Annotated in this window: 9 protein-coding genes; 2 read left to right on the top strand and 7 right to left on the bottom strand. The window is 64.8% G+C overall.

From position 1 onward, the window contains the following. Positions 1–108 precede the first annotated feature (108 nt). Positions 109–981 (top strand): formyltetrahydrofolate deformylase, encoded by an 873-nt coding sequence (purU, locus tag A9762_RS01795; RefSeq protein ID WP_069340307.1) that lies wholly within the window; start codon positions 109–111, stop codon positions 979–981. A gap of 254 nt (positions 982–1,235) precedes the next feature. Here the strand turns inward: purU and A9762_RS01790 are convergent, their stop codons facing one another. The 7 genes from A9762_RS01790 to A9762_RS01760 form a co-directional block, all read right to left on the bottom strand. Further along, on the bottom strand, positions 1,236–2,606 hold the full coding sequence (locus tag A9762_RS01790; protein ID WP_206093540.1) for a DHA2 family efflux MFS transporter permease subunit: 1,371 nt from the start codon (positions 2,604–2,606) through the stop codon (positions 1,236–1,238). A gap of 380 nt (positions 2,607–2,986) precedes the next feature. Then, positions 2,987–3,466: a DUF488 domain-containing protein gene (locus A9762_RS01785; protein WP_083253535.1), complete on the bottom strand. Its 480-nt coding sequence runs from the start codon at positions 3,464–3,466 to the stop codon at positions 2,987–2,989. A gap of 188 nt (positions 3,467–3,654) precedes the next feature. Further along, on the bottom strand, positions 3,655–13,623 hold the full coding sequence (locus A9762_RS28375) for an autotransporter-associated beta strand repeat-containing protein (RefSeq protein ID WP_069340305.1): 9,969 nt from the start codon (positions 13,621–13,623) through the stop codon (positions 3,655–3,657). A gap of 455 nt (positions 13,624–14,078) precedes the next feature. Further along, the gene (locus A9762_RS01775; protein WP_069340304.1) at positions 14,079–15,212 is read right to left on the bottom strand and encodes a 2-aminoethylphosphonate--pyruvate transaminase; all 1,134 of its coding nucleotides are present in this window, start codon (positions 15,210–15,212) and stop codon (positions 14,079–14,081) included. An 88-nt stretch (positions 15,213–15,300) separates the two neighbouring features. Continuing rightward, positions 15,301–17,097: a putative 2-aminoethylphosphonate ABC transporter permease subunit gene (locus A9762_RS01770; RefSeq protein ID WP_083253534.1), complete on the bottom strand. Its 1,797-nt coding sequence runs from the start codon at positions 17,095–17,097 to the stop codon at positions 15,301–15,303. 5 nt (positions 17,098–17,102) lie between these two features. Beyond that, positions 17,103–18,197, bottom strand: coding sequence for a putative 2-aminoethylphosphonate ABC transporter ATP-binding protein (locus A9762_RS01765; RefSeq protein WP_069340302.1), 1,095 nt, complete (start codon positions 18,195–18,197; stop codon positions 17,103–17,105). Positions 18,198–18,285: 88 nt separating this feature from the next. After that, on the bottom strand, positions 18,286–19,326 hold the full coding sequence (locus tag A9762_RS01760) for a putative 2-aminoethylphosphonate ABC transporter substrate-binding protein (RefSeq protein WP_069340301.1): 1,041 nt from the start codon (positions 19,324–19,326) through the stop codon (positions 18,286–18,288). A 409-nt stretch (positions 19,327–19,735) separates the two neighbouring features. On the opposite strand from A9762_RS01760, the gene A9762_RS01755 reads away from it, so the two are divergent. After that, complete coding sequence (locus tag A9762_RS01755; RefSeq protein WP_069340300.1) at positions 19,736–20,452, top strand: phosphonate utilization associated transcriptional regulator; 717 nt, start codon at positions 19,736–19,738, stop codon at positions 20,450–20,452. The last annotated feature ends 49 nt before the right edge of the window (positions 20,453–20,501 follow it).

Genomic DNA, 20,501 nt, shown 5'->3' with positions numbered 1-20,501 from the left:
GGCGCACGGCGCCGTAGACAGCTCGAACGCGCCGGCCGTCGACCGAATTCAAGCATTCACGAATTTCAACACTGCAACGACATTGCAAGCCTTTGCCCAGGAGCAATCATGGCACCGATCGAAAATAGCTACATTCTGAAGTTGTCCTGCCCGGACCGTCCCGGCATCGTCCACACGGTGGCCGGTTTCCTGGTCGAGCGCGGCGGCAACATTCTCGACTCGGCGCAGTTCAACGATCGCTTTACCGGCGGCTTCTTCATGCGCGTGCATTTCCAGCAACTGCCGGGACAAACCGATCTGGCGACGTTGCAGCGCGACTTCGCACCGCTCGCCGAGCAGTTCGAAATGCAGTGGGAACTGGTCGATGCGTCGATCAAGCCGCGTGTGCTGCTCATGGTCTCGAAGATCGGTCACTGCCTGAACGATCTGCTGTTCCGCTACAAGACCGGCCAGCTCAACATCGAAATCCCGGCGATCGTCTCGAACCACAAGGATTTCTATCAACTGGCGGCGAGCTACAACATTCCGTTCCATCATCTGCCGCTGATGAATTCGACGCCGGAATCGAAAGCCGCGCAGGAAGCCAAGGTGTTCGAGCTGGTCGAGGACAACAACATCGACCTCGTGGTGCTGGCGCGCTACATGCAGGTGCTCTCGAGCGATCTGTGCAAGAAGCTCGCAGGCCGCGCAATCAACATCCACCACTCGTTCCTGCCCAGCTTCAAGGGCGCGAAGCCGTACTATCAGGCATTCGACCGTGGCGTGAAGCTGATCGGGGCGACGGCGCATTACGTGACGTCCGATCTCGACGAAGGTCCGATCATCGAGCAGGAAGTCGAGCGCGTGGATCACACGATGGATCCGGAGCAACTGACGGCCATCGGTCGCGACGTGGAATGCGTGGCGCTCGCGCGTGCTGTGCGCTTCCACGCCGAGCACCGCATTCTGCTCAACGGCCACAAGACGGTGATCTTCCGTTGATGACGGCGAGGGCGCGCGGCGTGACGTAGAACGCCGCCTGACGTCGTAACGCATCAGAAAAAAACGCCCGGGGTGTCATGTCCCGGGCGTTTTTGTTTGATGGACGTGAGGCGTCCGATGATGGAGGTCAGGAGGCGATCAACCTCATCGCTGTGCCACGACGCCACTACGTTGCAAGTGAATTCAACGCTGCGGGACGTGTGATTGATGGCACCTCACTGTGTGATGTTCGCGGGTGACGATCTTGCTGCGGGTTACGTCCGCTGCGCGAGTTCGCTGCCTGCGTCGCGCGATAGACGCGCAATCGAGATCGTCGAACTGACGGCAACGAGCCCCACGACCAGAAAGGCCCACGGGAAGTCGACGTTGGTCACGTGATCGCGTCCGTGCAGCCACGACGACGTCTGCAACACCGCGGCGCCGATCGTAATGCCGAGCGTGAGCGAGACCTGCTGCGCGACGCTGGCGAGGCTCGTCGCCTGACTCATGCGATGAGCCGGTACGTCAGCGTAGGAGATCGCGTTCAGACTCGTGAATTGCAGCGAGCGGAAGCAGCCGCCGAAGAGCAGCGTACCGAGAATCACCAGATGTGAGGTCTCCGCGGTAAAGAGACCGTAACCGCCGATGGTTGCCGCCGCGATGAGCGCGTTCGTCATCAACACGCGACGGAACCCCCAACGCTTCAGAATGCGCAGCGAGAGTGTCTTCATGAACATCGCCCCGGCCGCAGAAATGAAGGTCAGCGCACCGGATTCCAGCGGCGTCATGCCGAAGCCGAGTTGCAGCATCAGCGGCAGCAGAAATGGCGTTGCGCCTACACCGATTCGAAACAGCGTGCCGCCCGCGACACCCGCACGGAACGTGGGAATTCGAAAAAGATCGAGCCGCAGCAGCGGGTGCGCAAGCCCCTTCGCGTGACGCAGATATGCCGCGAGCAACGCCGCACCGACCGCGACGAGTGCAAGCGCCAGTGGCGTCGGAATCAGGTGGCGGCCGATGGTCGATAGCCCGAGCATCAGGATCGACAGACCGAAGCCCGACAGCAGAAAGCCTTTGACGTCGAGCGGCGGTACTTCGTCTTCATAGAGATCGGGGATGAACTTCGTCGCCAGCACGAAGCCGAGTACGCCGATGGGGATGTTGATGAAGAATATCCAGCGCCAGTGCCAATACGTGGTGATGAAGCCGCCGAGCGGTGGCCCGAGCACCGGGCCGACGAGGGCCGGGATCGTCAGATAGTTAAGCGCGCGCACCATGTCGCGCTTCTCGACGGACTTGAGCAGCGCCAGCCGCCCGACCGGCACCATCATCGCGCCCCCGACACCTTGCACGAAGCGCGCAATCACCAGTTCCGGCAGATTGGTCGAGATGCCGCAGCAGATCGAGCCGAGTACGAAGACACCGATGGCGGTGCGAAAGACGTTTCTCGTGCCGAAGCGATCGGCGATCCAGCCGCTGACGGGAATGAAGACTGCGAGGCTGATGAGGTAGGTCGTCAGCGCGAGCTTGAGCGTAATCGGACTCTCGCCGAGATCCTGCGCAATCAATGGCAACGAGGTGGACAACACGGTGGAATCCATGTTCTCCATGAACAGCGCACAGGCGACGATGAGCGGAACGAGCATGAGGCGTGATGTCGCCATCGCGGCGACGAGAGTAAGCGGGTGACAAACGAAGCCCGCACGAGCGCGGGCATGGACAACGGCAGGCAGACCGCCGGTCGGACAATCCACCGGGCAATCGGTCGATCGGTCGATCAGACAGTCAGACAATCGGCCGGACAGTCAGTCGTACGGTCCGTGGAACCGTCAGTCGAACAAAACGAGCGGGAAGGCTTACGAGCGTTATAGCAAATTTCAATTCCGCTCGTCTCGTCCACGCGCAAAGCCAGAAAGCATGCGGTTTCCCGAGGCGTGCCTCTCGTCACACGTCGTTTTGAGAGGCGGAATGCCGTGTTGCGTTGCGATACCTTGTTGTGTCTGGCGAACCCGTGGCGGTGTAACGGTCAGTGCGATTCGAGAAAGTCGCGCAGGACATGCAGATGCGTAGGCGTGTCGTCGTCGACGAGACGGTGCGCAGCAGTGAGCAACGTTACGGGGCCCCGGGCCAGACGTTCGTGCAGTTCCGTGAGCATCACATTGTGCTGTGCGTCGAGTGACGCAAGCTCGTCGAGAAAGCGCTGACGGAATTCGTCGAACTGCTCGGGGTGCTGGTGAAACCACTGCCGCAGGGGCGTGCTCGGCGTGGCATCTTTTGCCCAGAAGTCGATCTGTGCCTTCGCCTTGGCGAGTCCGCGCGGCCACAACCTGTCGGCGAGTACGCGTTGCCCGTCAGCGGGATCCGGCGCGTCGTAGGCGCGCTTCAGACGGATGTCCAGGCGTTTGGCGCTGCGCTTGCGCGCGGGTTTGGCGGTCGCCGCAGCCGTCGCGGTCGTGGTCTTGGCTTTGGCCGATGATGCGGTATCAGTCGCTTTCGATGACGGCATGAGGGGGCAGCCTCCGGAGGGGGCGCGCGTTGTGATGTCAAACCCGGGTATGAAACCCGTGCGTAACACCGGTGTGCGATATCCGCGCGCGACACCCGCAAGCTTACCGGAGGCCGCCGACGCAAGCGAGCCCCGCCCCTTTTTCTGCGTCAATGATCCACATCAGCGATCCATATCAACGGCCTGCGTCAGAAGCGCCAGTTGACGTTGCCGAACACCGAGTTGTCGCTGACCTTGCCGCCGAACTGTCCGGCATAGCTCACGCCGAGGGTCACGGCGCGGCCAACGAACGCATCGATACCGGCGCTGACGACCGCAGCGTCTCGCGCTATCGGCACTCCCGCCACCGTAAAGCCCGCCGACGTGCCCGAGAACGCCAATCGCATGTCCGGCGCATTCGCCCCATAAGCGTGACGCCAACCCGCCGACAGACGCAGCCGACCCGAGGCGGCGACGCCCATCCCGATGCCGAACGGGATTTCCCCACGCAGGCCCGCCGTCGAGAACGTGATGCCCTGCGTCTGCTCGTCGGCATGCAGCGCGGCGATGCTGCCGGACTCGTCGAACGCGTCGGTGCGCACGCGGGCATAAGCGACAATCTCGAACGGTTCGACGCTCACGCGTCCGGCGTCCATACGCCACGCCGCTTCCCCGAAGACTTGCCACACGGCAGCGTCATATTTCGCGCGGGCCGTTTGCGCGACCGAACCGATAGCGATAGCACGCTGCGAACTGATTTGCTGCCAGCCATAGGCACCCCCGAGGGTGGCGCCGAGGCGCCCGAAGCGACGGCTCACATAAGCGCCGATCTGCGCGTCGTTGCTGCTGCCCGAGGCGCTGGCGCCGGTATTGAACGTGCTGTGCCCCAGACCGCCGAAGGCGCCCGCGCGCCATGCATCGGCGAACGGTGCATCGACCCCGGCCAGCACACCCATGCCGCGTCGATGCAGCGTCGCGGCGCCTGAGCCGCCGTCGGCGACGGATTTGTTGCGCATCTGCCCGTCGTTACCGTAGATGGATGCCCACGCTTGTGTCGCACGACGTTGCGACCGGCAGTCGCTGCTGCCGTCGCGGCCGACTCCCGACGATACCGCCGCGTCATTGGCGTCATTGGACATACGGTCGCCGCCCGTCGAAGACATCTCGCAGTCCAGCGAAAGCGAAAGACCGTCGCGTAACCGCTGTGAGACGGCATCGCGCGCGATTTGCGTTTGTCCCAGCAGCATTGACGAGACAGACGCATGCAGACTTCCATCGAGACTTTCGAACGCGGCAGGCGCGGTGGCGGCCGTGAGGCCGAGCGCGGCCTGATACAGCGTGCTGCCGGTCCCGAGTGCCGAGACGGCGGCGGCCACAGCGCGCTGATTGGGTGTCACGGCACCGGCGGGCAACGGAGTACCGTTGGGCGCAAGCGTCAGCAGGACGGAGGTCGGCGTGTAGCTGATCTGTGGCGTGAGATAGAGCAGATTGGTCGACGTTGCCGCGAACTGCCCGGAGACGCCCCCGGTCGCCGAGACGATGACGGCATTGACGGCATCTGCCGGTTGCGTTCCCGGCGCGGCGTTCACGACGAGATTGCTGCCGCCGACCGAGGCGCTCCCCGTGGCATTGACCTGACTCGGCGCGGTGCCGGGCGCGACGTTGACTTGCAGGGTGGCGCCCGGTTGAAGCGTCAGATTGCCGCCGACCCCCAGCGTCGCGCCGGGGGCGCTGACTACGATCTGGCTGCCACCAGCGCCTGTCAGCGGACCTGTCTGTGCGCCGCCCCCCGTACCGCCGGCATTGGTTGGGGGCGGTGTTGTCAAGGTGGCGCCGGTTTGCACTGTCACGGGAGAGTTGGGTAGACCACCGATGTTCAGCGTGCCGCCCGCGGCGGTCGTCGGCCCGGTCAGCGGATTTTGCGTCCCTAAGGTCAGTGAGCCGCTTCCGGTCTTGATGAGCCCGCCTGAGCCGGACACGCTGCCGGGGAAATTGCCTGAGCCCACTGACACCGAGCCGCCGTTGACGGTGAGACTGCCTTGCGTCGTGCCGTTCAGCGAGGGCAGCACGACGTTCACGCCCTGCGTTGCCACGTTCCCTTGCGAGAGGGTCAGGCCGCCACCGGAAGGGCTGCCGAGGCCTGTCGGCGAGGTCACGGTCACGTTGCCGCCGTTCACCGTCGTGCCGCCCGTATAGCTGTTGTTGCCACCGAGCGTGATGCCTCCGGGGGCACCAGCGCCGTTCAGCGAGATTGCGCCGCCGCCGGAAATGGGGCCTCCGAGCATGAGCGGCGTCGTCCCGGCGATCGTGAGCGTCGTGCCATTGCCTACAGCGATGCCATTTCCGAGCGTTACGGATGCGCCGACGGGCGACGTCGCAGACAGCGTGCTGTTCCCCCCAACGGTCAGCCCGCCAGTGCCGAGCGCGGTGCTGCTGCCCACGGTCAATGTGCCTGCGTTCAATGTCGTGCCACCGGTGAACGCGTTGGCACCGTTCAGCGCGGTCGAGCCGGTGCCGTTCTTGATCAGTCCGCCGGTGCCGGACACCGTGGCGCCGATCACGTGATTGCCGTTGTCGCCAGTGATCAAGCCGCCGCTACCCAGCACCAGTTGCGTGCCGGTGTCCGCGTCGAGCGATGCGAAGGAGAGTGGGGCAGTCGAAGCCGACGCATCGAACGTTGTCCCGGCGTTGCGCAGCGTCAATCCTGCGCTTTGACCGACTCGCCCCGAAGCGCCGAGTGCGAGCGTGCCGCCTGTCACCGTCGTCGTGCCGGTGAACGTGCTTTGTCCGCCCAGCGTCACGGTGCTTATGCCTTGCTTGGTGATGCCTCCTGTGCCGCCGATCACGCCGTCGAAGGCACTGTTCGTGTTGCCGCCAAGCGTGAGCGATTGCCCGCCGAGCGACACGTTCGTGCCTGTGCCACCGGTGAGTCCCGCGATCACGGTGGGCGAGATGGATTGCGAGATGTCGAGGGCAGTGCCGGTGGCGAGCGTCACGTCGTTCGCGCCGGAGAGCGTGCCACCTGCGCCGATGGCGACGGTGCCCTCAGCCACGGCGATGCCGCCGGTGAACGTGTTCTGTCCGCTCAGCGTTTGCGTTCCCGCCCCCGCCTTGACGATGCCTCCGGTCCCGACAATGCCCGCCGTCAGCGTCTGGTTTGTCCCGTTGCCGAACGTCAGCGTATGACTACCGAGATTGACGCTGCCACCGGTGCCGGCCAGTGTGGCGAGCGTCTGGTTACCGGCGGCGCTGATATCGAAGGTGGCATTCGCGCCGGTGATCGCGACACTCGCGCCGTTCGCCAGTTGGCCCGTCGCGTCGAGTGCGAGGGTACCGTCGGCAATGGTCGTCGTTCCCGTGAACTGCTGTTGCCCGAGCAGCGTTTGCGTGCCGCTGCCTTGCTTGACGATACCTCCCGTACCGCTGATCGTGCCGCTCACGACGTGACTCGACGCATCGCCGAATGTCAGCGTGTTGTTTCCCAGCGTGACGTTGGTCCCTGCCTGAGAGGTGAGTGCGCCGATGGTGCGATCGCCGTTTGCGCCGGAAATGTCGAGCGTCGCCCCCGCGTTCTGCAAGGTGACGGCGCCCGACGGCGCCAGCGTTCCTGCACCGCCCAGCGCCAGCGTGCCCGCCTGCACGACGGTGCCGCCGGTGAAGGTGTTCGTGCCGGTCATCGTTTCTATACCGGCCCCTACCTTCACGAGGCTGCCGGTGCCCATCACGCCGCCGCTGTAAGTTTCGTCGAGTCCGCTTGCGCCGACCTCCAGCGTATTGCTGCCCATATTGATCGCGCCGCCCCCGGTCAGCGCGCCAAAGGTCTGTGTGCCGTTACCCGCTGACAGATCGAAGACCGCGCCGGTATGGACATCGACGACACCCGCCGCGTTGAGGCTCGCGCCGGCGCCGAGCGCGAGCGTTCCGGCGTTGACGTTGGTCGCGCCCGCGTAGGTGTTTTGCCCGTTGAGCGTGAGCGTCGCGCCGCCGTTCTTCGAGATGCCGCCCGCACCGGTGATGGCGCCGTTGAGGGTGAGATCGTGTGATCCCACGACATCGAGATCGCCGCCTAGCGTGATCTGGTTGCCGAGGGTCGTCGCTTGCGTCGCATCCAGCGAAGTGCCCCCTGCAAAGCTCACCGTGCCGGTGCCCAGCGCCGTGTTGCTGCCGACAGCGACGCCACCCGCCTGCACGCTCACGCCTCCCGTAAAGTCGTTGTTGCCCGAGAGCGTCTGGACACCGCTGCCAAGCTTGACGAGGCCGCCGCCTGCGCCGTGAATGTCGGACGCTAACGCGCTGCCGGAGGCATCCGCCAGCGTCAGCGTCGTATTGCCGAGATTGATGACGCTGCCAGCCACACCGTTGATCGTCGCGGCGGTCTGATTGGGGCCGGTCGAAATATCGAGGACCGCTGTCGCACCGGTGAGCGCGGCATGCTTGCCACCCAGTTGTGTGCCGTTGCGCAATGCGAGCGTGCCCGCGTCAACGCTCACATCGCCGCCCAGCGCCGCACCGCCACTCAGCGTTTGTGTGCCACTCCCCTGTTTGACGAGACTACCTGTACCGTTGATCGCACCGCTGAACGTCGCATTGCCCGCGCTGCCGAACGTGAACGTTTGCGTGCCGATGTCGACGGTGCTGCCCGCTGCACCGGCGAGCGAGCCGATCACAGGTGTTGTGGCGGCGCTGACGTCGAACGTGGCGCCGGAGGCCAGCGTCACGTCATTGGCGCCCGAGAGCGTGCCGCCATTACCCAGCGCGAGCGTGCCGCTGTTTACACCGACGTTGCCGGCAAACGTGTTCTGCGCGCCCAGCGTCAGCTTGCCGCTGCCATCCATGATGAGCGAGCCCGTGCCCGAAATTGCGCTGGCGAGCGTGGCGTTATCGCTGTTGCCGACGGTGAGCGAACTACCGCCGCCGAGCACGACGCCGCCCCCGCTGCCTGACAGATGGCCCAACGACTGATTGCCCGCCGCACTCAGATCGAACACCGCCCCGACCCCGGTCAGCGAGACGTTGCTGCCCGGTGCGAGCGTCGCGTTCGCGCCGAGGGCCAGCGTGCCGTCGGCAATCGTCGTCGCACCGGTGTATAGCTGCGCGCCGAGTAACGTTGTCGTCCCACTGCCTTGTTTGACGAGACCGCCACTGCCACTCACGATGGCCGCGACGCTGTGACTGGTCGCGTCGCCGAACGTCAGCGTGTTGGTGCCGAGCCGAATCTGTGTGCCGACATCGGCCGTGAGCGCACCGATGGTTCGCGCACCATTGGCGCCCGAGACATCGAAAGCCGATCCCGCATTGGCGAGCGTGACGGCACCCGTCGGGGCAAGCGTTCCGGCACCGCCCAGCGCCAACGTTCCTGCTTGGATGACGGTGCCGCCAGTGTAGGTGTTGAGTCCGGTGAGCGTCTCGGTGCCGGTGCCGATCTTCACGACCGAGCCGGTCCCCGTGAGGCTGCCGCTGAAGGTGTCGTTGCCCGCACCGCCGATTTCGGTGACGAGTGCCCCGATGTTCACCGTGCCCGCGCCATTGATCGTACCGATCACTTGCGTTCCGTTCCCGGCGGACAGGTCCAGCGTTGCGCCGCTTGCGACATTGACCGACCCGGACGCATTCAACGACGCGCCCGCGCCCAGCGCCAACGTACCCGCGCTGATCGATGTCGGCCCGGCGTAGGTATTGCTACCGCCAAGGGTGAGTTTCGCCAAACCCGACTTGGTGAGGCCGCCCGCGCCGGAGAGTGCGCCGTTCAGGGTGAGGTCATGCGTGCCGAGTACCGACAGCGTGCCGAGCAAGTTAACGTTGTTGCCGAGCGTGACGCCCTGTGTGCTGTCCAGCGTGACGTTATTGCCGAATGTGGCAGTCCCCGCCCCCAACGCGAGATCGTTGCCGACGACCAGACCTCCCGAACCGACGCTGATGCCACCGGAAAAATCGCTTGCTCCCGCGAGCGTCTGCACGCCGGGGCCTGAGACGATGAGCGCGCCGGTGCCGTGAATCGCGCCGGCGAACACCGCGTTGGTGGCGTTGTTCAGCGTGAGCGTTTGTCCGCCCAGTGAAATCGCGCTCCCCGTCACACCGTTGAGCGTCCCGATGGTCGACGCGCCACCGCTACCGATATCGAACACGCTGTTCGCGCCGCTGAGCGTCAGCGCATTGCCGCCTTGCAACGCCGCGCCACTGCCCAATGCCAGCGTGCCATCGGCGATGTCGATATCCCCGGCGTAAGTTGACGTTTGCGTCAGGGTCTGCTTTCCAGCCCCTTGCTTGACGAGGTTGCCTGTCCCCGTGATCGTGGCGCTCAACGTCTGGTCGGTACCGTCGCCGAACGTCAACGTGCTGGTGCCGAGCGCGAGCGTGCCGCTCCCCGATAACGCACCGATCGTCTGCGCAGCGGACGCACCACTGATGTCCAGCGTCACCGCCGGACTATTCGCGCCGTTCAGTACGACGGCCCCTTGCGCCGCGAGTGAGCCACCGCTGCCGATGGCGAGCACGCCGTCGTTGATCGTCGTGCCGCCGGTCCAGTTGCCCGCGCCGTTCACGGTCAGCGTCGCCGGCCCTGATTTCTGCAATGCGCCGCTCCCCGTCACCGCGCCGGTCAACGTCAGATCGGCACTGCCGAGAATGGCGGATGTGCCGCCAAGCGTGATGTTGTTGCCGAGGGTCAGGGCTTGCGTGGTATCGAGCGTGGTCTGATCGCCGAGGGCGAGGGTGCCCGTGCCGATGGCGCTGGCATTGCCCAACTGCAAGCCACCGGCGGTGACTGTGACCCCGCCCGTGAAGTCGCTCGCACCGCCGAGCGTCTGCACGCCGCCGCCCTGCTTGATGAGTGCGCCGGTGCCATGAATGCTGCCGTTGAACGTTTCGCCCGTGCTGTCGCCGAACGTGAGTGTGTTGGCACCGAGCTGGACCTGCGCCGCCCCGCCGCTGAGGGATCCGATGGTCTGGGCACCGGCGGCGCTGATATCGAACGAGGTCGAGCTATCGCCGAGCGTCACCGCGTTCTGCGACGACAAACCGCCACCCGCACCGATCACGAGAGAGCCGCCGCCGACGACGATGCTGCCGGTGAATGTCTGCTGCGCGGTAATGGTCTGCGCGCCCGCGCCGAACTTGACGATGCCGCCACCGGTGCCGGTGATCGTTCCCGCGAAGGTTTGATCGGTGTCGTCGCCGAAGGAGAGCGTGTTGTCGCCCAGATTGATCGTGCTGCCCGACGCCCCGGAAAGCGCCCGGATGGTTTGATTCTCACCGCCGCCGATATCGAGCGTCGCACCGCCGGCAATGCTCACCGGATTGGCCGACAGCGTACCGGTGCCGCCCAATGCCAGCGTTCCCTGCGCAATCGCGATCTGCCCGGTGAACGCATTCTGGCCCGTTAGCGTCTGGATACCCGTGCCCTGTTTGACGATGCCGCCCGTGCCGCCGATGCTGCCGGCGAACGTCTGGTTGGTCGCATCGCCAAGGGTGAGAGTGTTGCTGCCGAGGGTGACCTGACTGTTCGCCGTGCCGCTCAGCGCACCGATGCTGACGGGGCCGGCGCCGCCGACGTCGAGTGTCGCACCATCGGCGAGCGTCACGGCATTGGTGCCCGCGAGGGTATTGTTGCCTTGCAGCGCGAGCCGCCCCGCCGCGATGTTGATGCCGCCCGTGAACGTTTGTGCGCCGGATAGCAGCAACGAGCCCGTGCCTTGTTTGACGATGCCCCCCGTGCCCGAGATCGTGCCGCCGTATGTCGAGTTACCGGCGTCGCCGATCGTCAGCGTCTGAGCGCCGATCAGGACCGTGGATCCGGAGACGCCCGACAGCGCGCCGAATGTCATGCCGCCCGCATTCGAAAGATCCAGCGTTGCGGTGTTGCCGGTGAGCGCGAGCGGCGAGGCGTTGGCGAACGCGCCGCCCTGGAGCGTGAGCGTGCCTGCGCGCACGGTGATGCCGCCGCCCGCCGAACTCGTGCCCGTCAGCGTCACGGTGCCGGTGCCTTGCTTGACGATGCTGCCGCTGTTTCCGCCGCCGCCGGTGAAGGCACCCGCGAATGTCTGATTGGTGGCGTCGCCGAAGGTCAGCGTGTTGGTGCCCAGCGCGACTGATGTATTGGCGACGCCCGAGAGCGCCCCGAGGGTCTGTGCCGACGCCTGACTGATGTCCAGCGTGGTGCCACTGCCCAGCAGCGACACGGCGCCGGTACTCGCCAACGATCCCCCGGCACCTAGCGCGATGCCGCCTGCGTTGATCGTTGTGCCGCCTGTGAACGTATTGGCCCCCGTGAGTGTTTGGGTGCCCGCGTTGGTCTTGACGATGCCACCCGTGCCGCCGATCGCGCCCGCAAATGCGCTTCCGGTGTTGTCACCAAGCGTGAGGTTGTTGCTGCCGAGTGCGATCTGCGTGTTGCCGACACCTGCAAGGTTCGTGATCGTTCTACCGCCGTTCGCGCCCGACATGTCGAAGACAGCGCCCGCCCCCGACAGCGTGAGCGGTGTGCCGCCGGTTTGCAGCGCGCCGGCACCTGCCAGCGCGAGCGTGCCCGCCACCACGTTGACGCCGCCGCTGAACGTATTCGCTCCGGTCAGCGTGACCGTCTGCGCGCCTTGCTTGGCGAGGCTGCCGCTACCGCTGATTGGCCCGGACAACGTGAGCGCGGCACTTCCCCCCAATGTCAGCGTACTGCCCGCGCCGATGGTCATGGCGTTGGTCAGCGTGACCGGCGCACTGGCATCGAGCACACCGGTCGTGCCGGACACCTGAACCGCGCCACTGCCCAGCGCGGCGTTGCTGCCAGCAACCAGCGTGCCGCCGGTGAGCGAAGTCCCGCCCGCGTAGTCGTTGGTGCCCGCAAGCGTCAGGCGTGCGGTACCCGAAAGCGATACGCCCCCGGTGCCGGTGACCGTGCTGCCCAACGTCAGGGGATTGGTGCCGGAGACCGACAACCCGTTCGTGCCGAGCGTGGTCGGCAGCGCAATCGTCAGCCCTGCGCTGGCGGCCTGCATGGCGCCGCCGTTGATCGTCAGCGTCCCTGTACCGAAGCTACCGGCGTTGTCGAAAATTGCGAGACCGCCGTTGAGGGTCGTCGACGTAACGGATAGCGGTCCTTGAAGCGTCCAGGTGCCGCCGTTCATCGTCGCGCGCGAGAAGTTCACGTAACTCGCGCCGCTCATCGTTCCGGTGCCGGTCGTCGTCGCGTCGTTGGCGGAATTGCGAAGCACCAGCGAGTTGTTGCCGCCTGCGCCACCGTCCACAACGCCCGTTGCCGCGAAACCCAGATTGAACCCGGTGACGGGAAGCGCACCGAGGCCGGGGCTCCCGCCGTCGTTGAGCGTCGAGCCGGTGACGGCTGTATAGGTGTTGGTGCTGTTCGTGCCGAGCGAGACGCTGCCGCTCACGGTGCCTGCATTGCTGAACGTATTCCCCGCGCCTGCCGTGCCGTTCGGCGCAAACGCGATCCGTCCGAGCACAGTGCCGGTGTTGGCGAAGTTGACGGCCGCGCCGCCATACGCGGCAGCGACCGGCGCGCTGCCATTTCCCGTGAGCGTCACACCGAGAATCGGCGTGGCGCCGAGCGTGCCGCTGTTACTGATGTTGGTGGTGCCGCCGGTCGCGTTCTGCACGGTCAGCGCGAGTCCCGTCAGCCCGGGAAGATTCACGCCAAGCACACCGACCGTGCCGCGCATGATCGCGTTGTTCGTCACCGTCTGCGTGCTGCCTCCTGCACCGCTATTGCCGACGACGGTACCCGTCGCGAGGAGTCCGATGCCACCGAGCAACGCGGGATCGATGGTGCCGCCATTGACCAGCGTGACGTTGCTTCCGGTGAGTGTCAGCGCCGTACCACCCACGCCGAGCAACACGCCTACGCCCGCACCACTGTTGACGTTCACCTGCAAATTGCTGGCCGAGTTGGCGTACGACGGTGCGAGTGGATTCGCGGCGCCGCTGCACGTCACCACGTTGCCCGCTACCGAGCACGCCGCCCATGACGGCGTGGAAGAAAGCGCCCCCAGTAACGCAATGCACGCGAGGCATACGCGAGTGAGCGAGACCGACATGGACGCGCCGCTACGGCTGCCGGCGCGGCGCACGCGCGAGGCCGGCGCACCAGCACTTTGCCGCGCCGTTTCCGGCACAGGGACGACGTCGATGCGGCAATGCCGCCAGACCAATCGATAGAGATGCTTGTTCATCGTGCTCCGGTTCCCAAAGGCGTGGAGTGCAGAAAGGGCGGGGCGCGCGATGGCGGCACACCCATGGCTGGCGGCATTCGGGGGGAGACGATGGCGGCGGTGGCACGTGCGATCGGGGCGTCAGGCAGACGCCGCCGATCACCGTTTTCCAACGCCCGACCAGACGCTAATGCACGGCAAATGTGCGGGCCATTCTAGGAAGCGCGATGGGAAAGTGCCCGTGCGCCGGACGTGACGAGCCGCGTCGAGTGACAAACATCGACGCCGGATTTGGCTGGGGAATCAAGGCCGTGCGCGACCTTGTCGTGAAGGAGACGACGCCCTTGCGGCGCCGGGAGATTCGCGAAGTTTCGGACGATTCCCTAAAGCACTTGAACCGTCCAAAGAGGCGATGGCGAGTGACAACGCAGGTCACTCGCCATGCATCGATGATCGATGGAATCGTGCTGCGTACGTTACGCAGCTCGCGTCAGCGGCGCCACCTGACGAATGCCGAGCGATGCCAGCGACTGCGCGATCGCCGTGACGACATTGCGCATCTCGTTATCGTCGATAGCGCCGATGCATCCCACGCGGAACGTTTCGATCTGCGTGAGCTTGCCCGGATAAAGGATGTACCCGCGCTCCCGCACCGCCGCATAGAACGCCTTGAAGTCGTACTTGCTGTCGGCTGGTGCGTGGAACGTCACGATCACCGGCGCCTGCACGTCCGCCGCGAGAAACGGCCGGAACCCGAGCGCAGCCATGCCTTCCACCAGCGTGCGGCAGTTCGCCCGGTAGCGCTCACCGCGTACCGGTTGACCGCCCTCGGCGAGGAATTGATCGACGGCGGCACGCAGCGCCGCGACCACGTGCGTGGGCGGCGTGAAGCGCCATTGCGTCGTCTTCTGCATATAGACGTACTGGTCGTGCAGATCCATCGCCAGCGAATGGCTGTTGCCGCCGCTCGCCTCCAGCACCGACTTCTTCACGATCACGAAGCCCATGCCGGGCACGCCTTCGAGGCACTTGCCGCTCGCGGCGATGAGCGCGTCGAACGGCATCGACCGGGCATCGATCTCCACCGCGCCAAACGAACTCATCGCGTCGACGATCAGCCCCTTGCCGTGCTTCTGGCACACGCGCGCGATCTCCGCGAGCGGGTTGAGCACCCCGGCGCCGGTTTCCAGATGCACCTGCGCCACGTGCGTGATCGACGGATCGCGCGAGAGCGCTTCGTCGATGGCTGCTGCACTTGCGGCCTGATCTTCGGGGATGGGAAGGGCGACGGCGTCGCGTCCGAGATAGCGACAGATCTTGAGGATGCGCTGACAGTACGCGCCGTTGTCCGGCACCAGAATGCGGGCACTGCGGGGTGTGAGCGTGCCGATGGCCGCCTCGACCGAGAACGTCCCCGAGCCCTGCAGTGGCACGCAGACATAGTCGTCGCCCCCATGCACCACGCCCACGAGGTCGCGGCACAACGAGGCGGTGATCTGGTTGAACTGGGCGTCCCACGATCCCCAGTCGCGCAGCATGGCCTGTCGGGTGGCCGGCGACGTGGTGAGCGGGCCGGGGGTGAGCAGAATCGGTTCCTGACCGAGAATCATGACCGTCTCCTATCGAACGAATGATGAAACCAATGAAACGAGTTGGCGAAACATCGGAGGTGCAAAAAATTCCATGACAACACCGGCATCAATGCCCTTTGCGTGAGGTCATGCCTGTGGGACGCCGCCACGCCTGCGTGTAGCGCTCCACGACAATCTGCACGCCGTGATAGAGCAGACACACCAGCATCGAAGTGAGTACGACGAGCGTGGCCATCGCCGCCGCAGGGCCGATGGAGCCTGTCTCGTCCATGTTCACGATGGCGACCGACGCGAGCGACGTATCGGCCGAGTAAAGGAACACGACCGCAGAGACCGTCGTCATGGCGTTGACGAACAGATACCGGCTGATGTCGATGATCGACGGCAGGCAGATCGGGGCGGACACGCGCCAGAACGTCCGGTAGAACGGCACCTTGAGCGACGCCGACACATACTCGAATTCCGGATCGATCTGCTTGAGGGCCGTTACCGCCGTGAGATGGCTCGACGAGTAGTAATGCACGACGTTGACGATCACCAGAATGGCCAGCGTGCCGTACAGGTTGTGCAGTGGATTCGCCTCGGAGACGAAAAAGAAGATGTAGCCGAGACCGAGCACCAGCCCGGGCACGCCCATTGGCAGCACGGCCATCATGCGGATGAAGCCGCGTAGCCATGCCATGCCGCGTGTCTTCTCCAGCAGATAGGCGATCACGAAGATGACGGCCGTGCCCCAGACTGCGCACCAGAACGCCATCTGCAAGCTGTTGACGTACGAATCCACGGCGCCGCTTTCGATCAGGCCGAAGCGATAGTGGCCCAGCGACAGGCTGAAGTTGTACGGCCAGAATTTCACGAACGATGCGTACACCGCCATGCCGAGAATCGCGAGCATGATGGCGGCCATACCCCAGCACATCGCGGCCATCAGCCAGTCGAAACCGCGCGACGGCTTCGGCACATAAGGCACGGCGCGCGCCGAGAGCAAGGCCTGTTGCTTGCGTTGCACGACAGCGTCTACCAGATACGTGATGCCCACGGGCACCAGCAACACGAGCCCGACCACGGCGCCCTTGGAGAAATCCTGCTGGCCGATCACCAGTTTGTAGATGTCGGTGGCAAGCACATTGAAGTCGCCGCCGATGACCTTGGGAATGCCGAAATCGGAAATCGCATACGTGAAGACGATCATCGCGGCGCTGATGACACCGTACTTCGCGCCCGGCAGCGTGATGGTGAAGAAGCGTCGCACCGCGCGCGTGCCGAGGGCGTCCGCCGCTTCGTAGAGCCGGGCGTCGGTGAGCGAGAGCGCAGTGATCAGAATCATCAGCGCGTGCGGGAACGTGGCGTTCACCAGCGACATGACGATGCCCAGTGGTCCGTAGATATCGATGTCACCCATGAACGGACGCAGCAGCCCCTGATTGCCGAACCAGAAAATGAACGAGATCGCAGGCAGCAGCGTGGGGCCGAGAATCGGAATCAGCGCGATGTTGCGCAGCAGCGTCTTGTGACGGATGCAACTGCGCGTGAGCGCATACGCGAAGATGAAGGCGAGCGGCACCGTGATGCATGTCGTCACCATCGAGATCCACACACTGTTCCAGATGGAGCCGAACAGGGCGGGGGAATGGAAGTACTCGCGAAAGTGCCGCAGGCCGACGAAGTGCCCGTCGTTGTCCTGCACGCTCTTGACCAGAATCGCCGCCATCGGCGCGAGCAGGAAGAGCACGCCGGCCGCCGCCGCGATCAATAGCAAAGCCTGTGCGAGACGATCGGTCCAGTGCGACGCGAGCCGCACCGGGCGCACCGCCGAGGGCGGCGGCCGGTCGGCCGTCGTGGGTGATGCGGATGAAGCAGGCGTTTGCGGCGCACCGGTCAATGTCGAGGATACGGAACTCATCGTGGCTACCCCTGACGGAAGACACGCACGGCGGCGCTCGGCACCGCGAAGCGCAGCGCGCCGCCGGTGGCCGGTTGCAGGGCCTGCATGTCCGCAGGCGAGAGGTCGGCATAGAGCGGGTGATCGCAGGCCTGCATGCGCAACGTCACGCGCGAGAATGCCCCGAGGAATTCGATCTTCTCGACGGCGCCGTCGAACAGATTCGCATCGTCGTCGAGGTCGTCCAGATCGCGCACGCGCACGTCCTCCGGTCGGAAGAAGACACGGATGTCCTCACCGGCACGGCATCCGTTGAGCGTGCCGCACGTCAGTTCGTATTGCCCGACGCGCACGCGTCCTGCGTCGCCAAGTCGCGCGGGCAGGATGTTGGTCTTGCCCACGAAGTCCGCGACGAACGGCGTTGCCGGATGCTGATAGATCTCGCCGGGGGTGCCGACCTGTTCGATCACGCCCTGATTCATGACGACGATTCGGTCAGCCATGGATAGAGCCTCTTCCTGGTCGTGCGTGACGAGAATCGTGGTGATGCCGAGCCGCTGCTGCAACGCGCGGATCTCGCTGCGCAGACGCACCCGCACGCGCGCATCGAGCGCCGAGAGCGGTTCGTCGAGCAACAGCAGGCCCGGCGACGTGGCGAGTGCGCGTGCGATGGCGATACGTTGCTGCTGGCCGCCGGAGAGCTGGCCGGGGAACTTGCCGCCGGCATCGGGCAGCCCGACCATCGTCAGCAACTCGGCCACACGCGCATCGCGCTCGGCGCGAGGCACCCGGCGATTCGTCAGTCCATAGGCGACGTTCTGCGCCACGCTCAGATTCGGAAACAGCGCGTACGACTGGAAGACGATGCCGTAATCGCGCTGCATCGGCGGCAGCCGCGAGATGTCCCGGCCGTTTTGCGACAGCGTGCCCTGCGTCTGCGCTTCGAGCCCGGCAATGATGCGTAGCAGTGTGGTCTTGCCGCAGCCCGACGGGCCGAGGAAGCAGAGCATCTCACCGCGTCTCACGGTGAGGTGAATGTCATGCAGCACCACGGTGTTGTCGAACCGTTTGTGGATGCCGGCGAGACTCAGATACGTACTTTGACGAGGATCGTCGCTCATTCGGGGGACCTCCTGCGTTGTCACGTGAGTGCGGGGGCGTTCGTTTGCGCTGCCGCGCAAGGCAGTGCGGGCAGCGCGACGCCAGACGTCACTTCTTTTCCGATTTCGCGCCGTAGCGCTTCTGCCACTCGGACAGCACCGACTCGCGACTCTTCGCGATTTCCGTGAAGTCGTTCTTCACCAGCAGATCGGGGTAGTTCGCAGGGATCGTCTCGAACTTCTTCGCGACGCCCGGGTACGCCACGATCGCCCAGTCTTTCGCGTACATCTGGTTCGCTTCCTTGCTGGCGAGCCAGTCCATGTAGCGCTTGGCGGCATCGAGCTTCTTGGTCGTCTTCACGATGCCCGCCGCTTCGATGTCGTAGCCGAGACCTTCCTTCGGGAACACGAGATCGATGGGGGCGCCGGCGGCTTTCGTGCGATGCGCGTTGAATTCGAACGAGATGCCGATGGGGTATTCGCCCGCGCCGGCGTCGCGGCAGGGCTTGGAACCCGAGTGGGTGTACTTGACGATGTTCTTGTCGAGGGCGTCCATGTACTTCCAGCCGCCTTCCTTGCCGAACATCTGCAACCACGCGGTCACATCCAGGAACCCGGTGCCTGACGTCGCCGGATTCGGCATCACGATCATCCCTTTGTAGATGGGCTTGGCGAGGTCTTCCCAGGACGTCGGCTTGGGCAAATTGCGCTTGGCCGCTTCGACCGTGTTGAAGCAGACCGTGGCGCCCCACACGTCGAGACCGACCCACGACGGTGGATTCGCCTTGTCGCTGTACGCGCGCGTGAGCTGATCGAAGCCCTTCGGCGCGTACGGCGTGAGCAAGCCCTCCTGCTTGATGAGTTCCAGACTCGACGCGGCGAGTCCGGCAATCACGTCCGCCTGCGGGTTGGCCTTCTCCGCGAGGACCTTCGCCGTGACCACGCCGGTGGAGTCACGCACGTACTTGATCTCGATGTCCGGATTCGCCTTCTGGAACGCCTCGGCGTACGGACGCATCACTTCGACTTCCCACGCCGTGTAGACGGTCAGCGTGGTCTTGGCGAGCGCATGACCGGCCTGTACGGCACAGACGAGGCCTGTTGCGAGAACAGCGGCGGCGCGCATGGCACGGCGCAAGGATGAGTTCATGGATGGCTCCTGTGGGTCGCGATCACGGTCGCGTTGTGAGTACGGGCAAAGCCTTTTTTGAGGCGATTTTTTGCATTTTATTGGCAAATTATGTCGTTTTCTTGAAACCCTTGGCTTTTGTCATCTGTTCGTCAAATACCTCCAATAGTATGGAAATCGTTGATTCAGATAGGGTTTTGTCGTTGCCGCAACCGACTCACCCCGACGGTGTTGCAAAATCTGTCTGCAAAGTCGGATGTGTTTTGTTGACAATCTACAAATCGCTGTGCTTGAATGTCAACAACAAAAATAATCACGTGATGCCACAAATTGCCACGCGGCGCTATCCGGCGAAGCGATGGCGATGGATGCCCCCGAAGTGCCGGGCGTCGCGTGATGGCGCAAGCGCTCAGAGATAAGGAAGACCGGTATGACCCCGAAGCCCACGTCGCCCACGGCGATCGAGTTGTTGCAGAGCCAGTCGCTCACCACGCTCGTCCAGCACGAGATCGAGCGCCAGATCATGGCGGGCACCCTCACGCCGGGTACCAAGCTCAACGAGATCGAGGTGGCCGGCAGTCTTGGCGTGTCGCGTGGTCCTGTGCGTGAGGCGTTTCGCGCGCTCGAAGAGGCCGGGCTGCTGCGCACCGAGAAGAATCGCGGCGTGTTCGTGCGTGTCATTTCGCTCGAAGAAGCCGAGGAGATTTACGCGCTGCGCGGCGTGCTCGACGAATACGTCGCGCGCACCCTGGCGGAGTCGATTACGTCGGAACAACTCACGCGGCTGCGCGAGTCGGTGGAAGCCATGCACCACGCGGTGGAAGCGGGCGACAGCGAGGCCTATTACCAGTTGAATCTGGCGTTTCACGACACGCTCGTCGAGATGGTCGGCAACCGCAAGTTGCTGGAGACCTACCGGCGTCTCGTGAAGGAGCTGAGCCTGTTCCGTCACGAAGCATTGACGGGCGATTCGTCCGCGCCGCCGAAGTCGGAGCGCGAGCACCGCGACATCGTGAGCGCGATTGCCTCGCGCGATCCGGAGCGGGCCACGCAGGTCACGCGCGATCACCTGGTGCGCGGCCGCACGCGGATTCGCGAGATGCTGGCTCGCGCGCCGGGAACGGGCACGCAGGCGAAGGCCGGTTGAGTGTGACTGAGGGTGACTGAAGGCGGTTGAGCGTTCGACGCCAACGCTT

It is taken from the genome of Pandoraea sp. ISTKB (assembly GCF_001721285.1).
GTDB lineage: Bacteria > Pseudomonadota > Gammaproteobacteria > Burkholderiales > Burkholderiaceae > Pandoraea > Pandoraea capi.
The sequence above is the reverse complement of the archived record's forward strand: the minus strand, read 5'-3'. Positions and strand labels throughout refer to the sequence as shown.

Bases quoted from the DNA above. Each gene is read 5' to 3' on its own strand.
- purU (WP_069340307.1), top strand. From the start codon at position 109: ATGGCACCGATCGAAAATAGCTACATTCTGAAGTTGTCCTGCCCGGAC.
- A9762_RS01790 (WP_206093540.1), bottom strand. From the start codon at position 2,606: ATGCTCGTTCCGCTCATCGTCGCCTGTGCGCTGTTCATGGAGAACATG.
- A9762_RS01785 (WP_083253535.1), bottom strand. From the start codon at position 3,466: ATGCCGTCATCGAAAGCGACTGATACCGCATCATCGGCCAAAGCCAAG.
- A9762_RS28375 (WP_069340305.1), bottom strand. From the start codon at position 13,623: ATGAACAAGCATCTCTATCGATTGGTCTGGCGGCATTGCCGCATCGAC.
- A9762_RS01775 (WP_069340304.1), bottom strand. From the start codon at position 15,212: ATGATTCTCGGTCAGGAACCGATTCTGCTCACCCCCGGCCCGCTCACC.
- A9762_RS01770 (WP_083253534.1), bottom strand. From the start codon at position 17,097: ATGAGTTCCGTATCCTCGACATTGACCGGTGCGCCGCAAACGCCTGCT.
- A9762_RS01765 (WP_069340302.1), bottom strand. From the start codon at position 18,197: ATGAGCGACGATCCTCGTCAAAGTACGTATCTGAGTCTCGCCGGCATC.
- A9762_RS01760 (WP_069340301.1), bottom strand. From the start codon at position 19,326: ATGAACTCATCCTTGCGCCGTGCCATGCGCGCCGCCGCTGTTCTCGCA.
- A9762_RS01755 (WP_069340300.1), top strand. From the start codon at position 19,736: ATGACCCCGAAGCCCACGTCGCCCACGGCGATCGAGTTGTTGCAGAGC.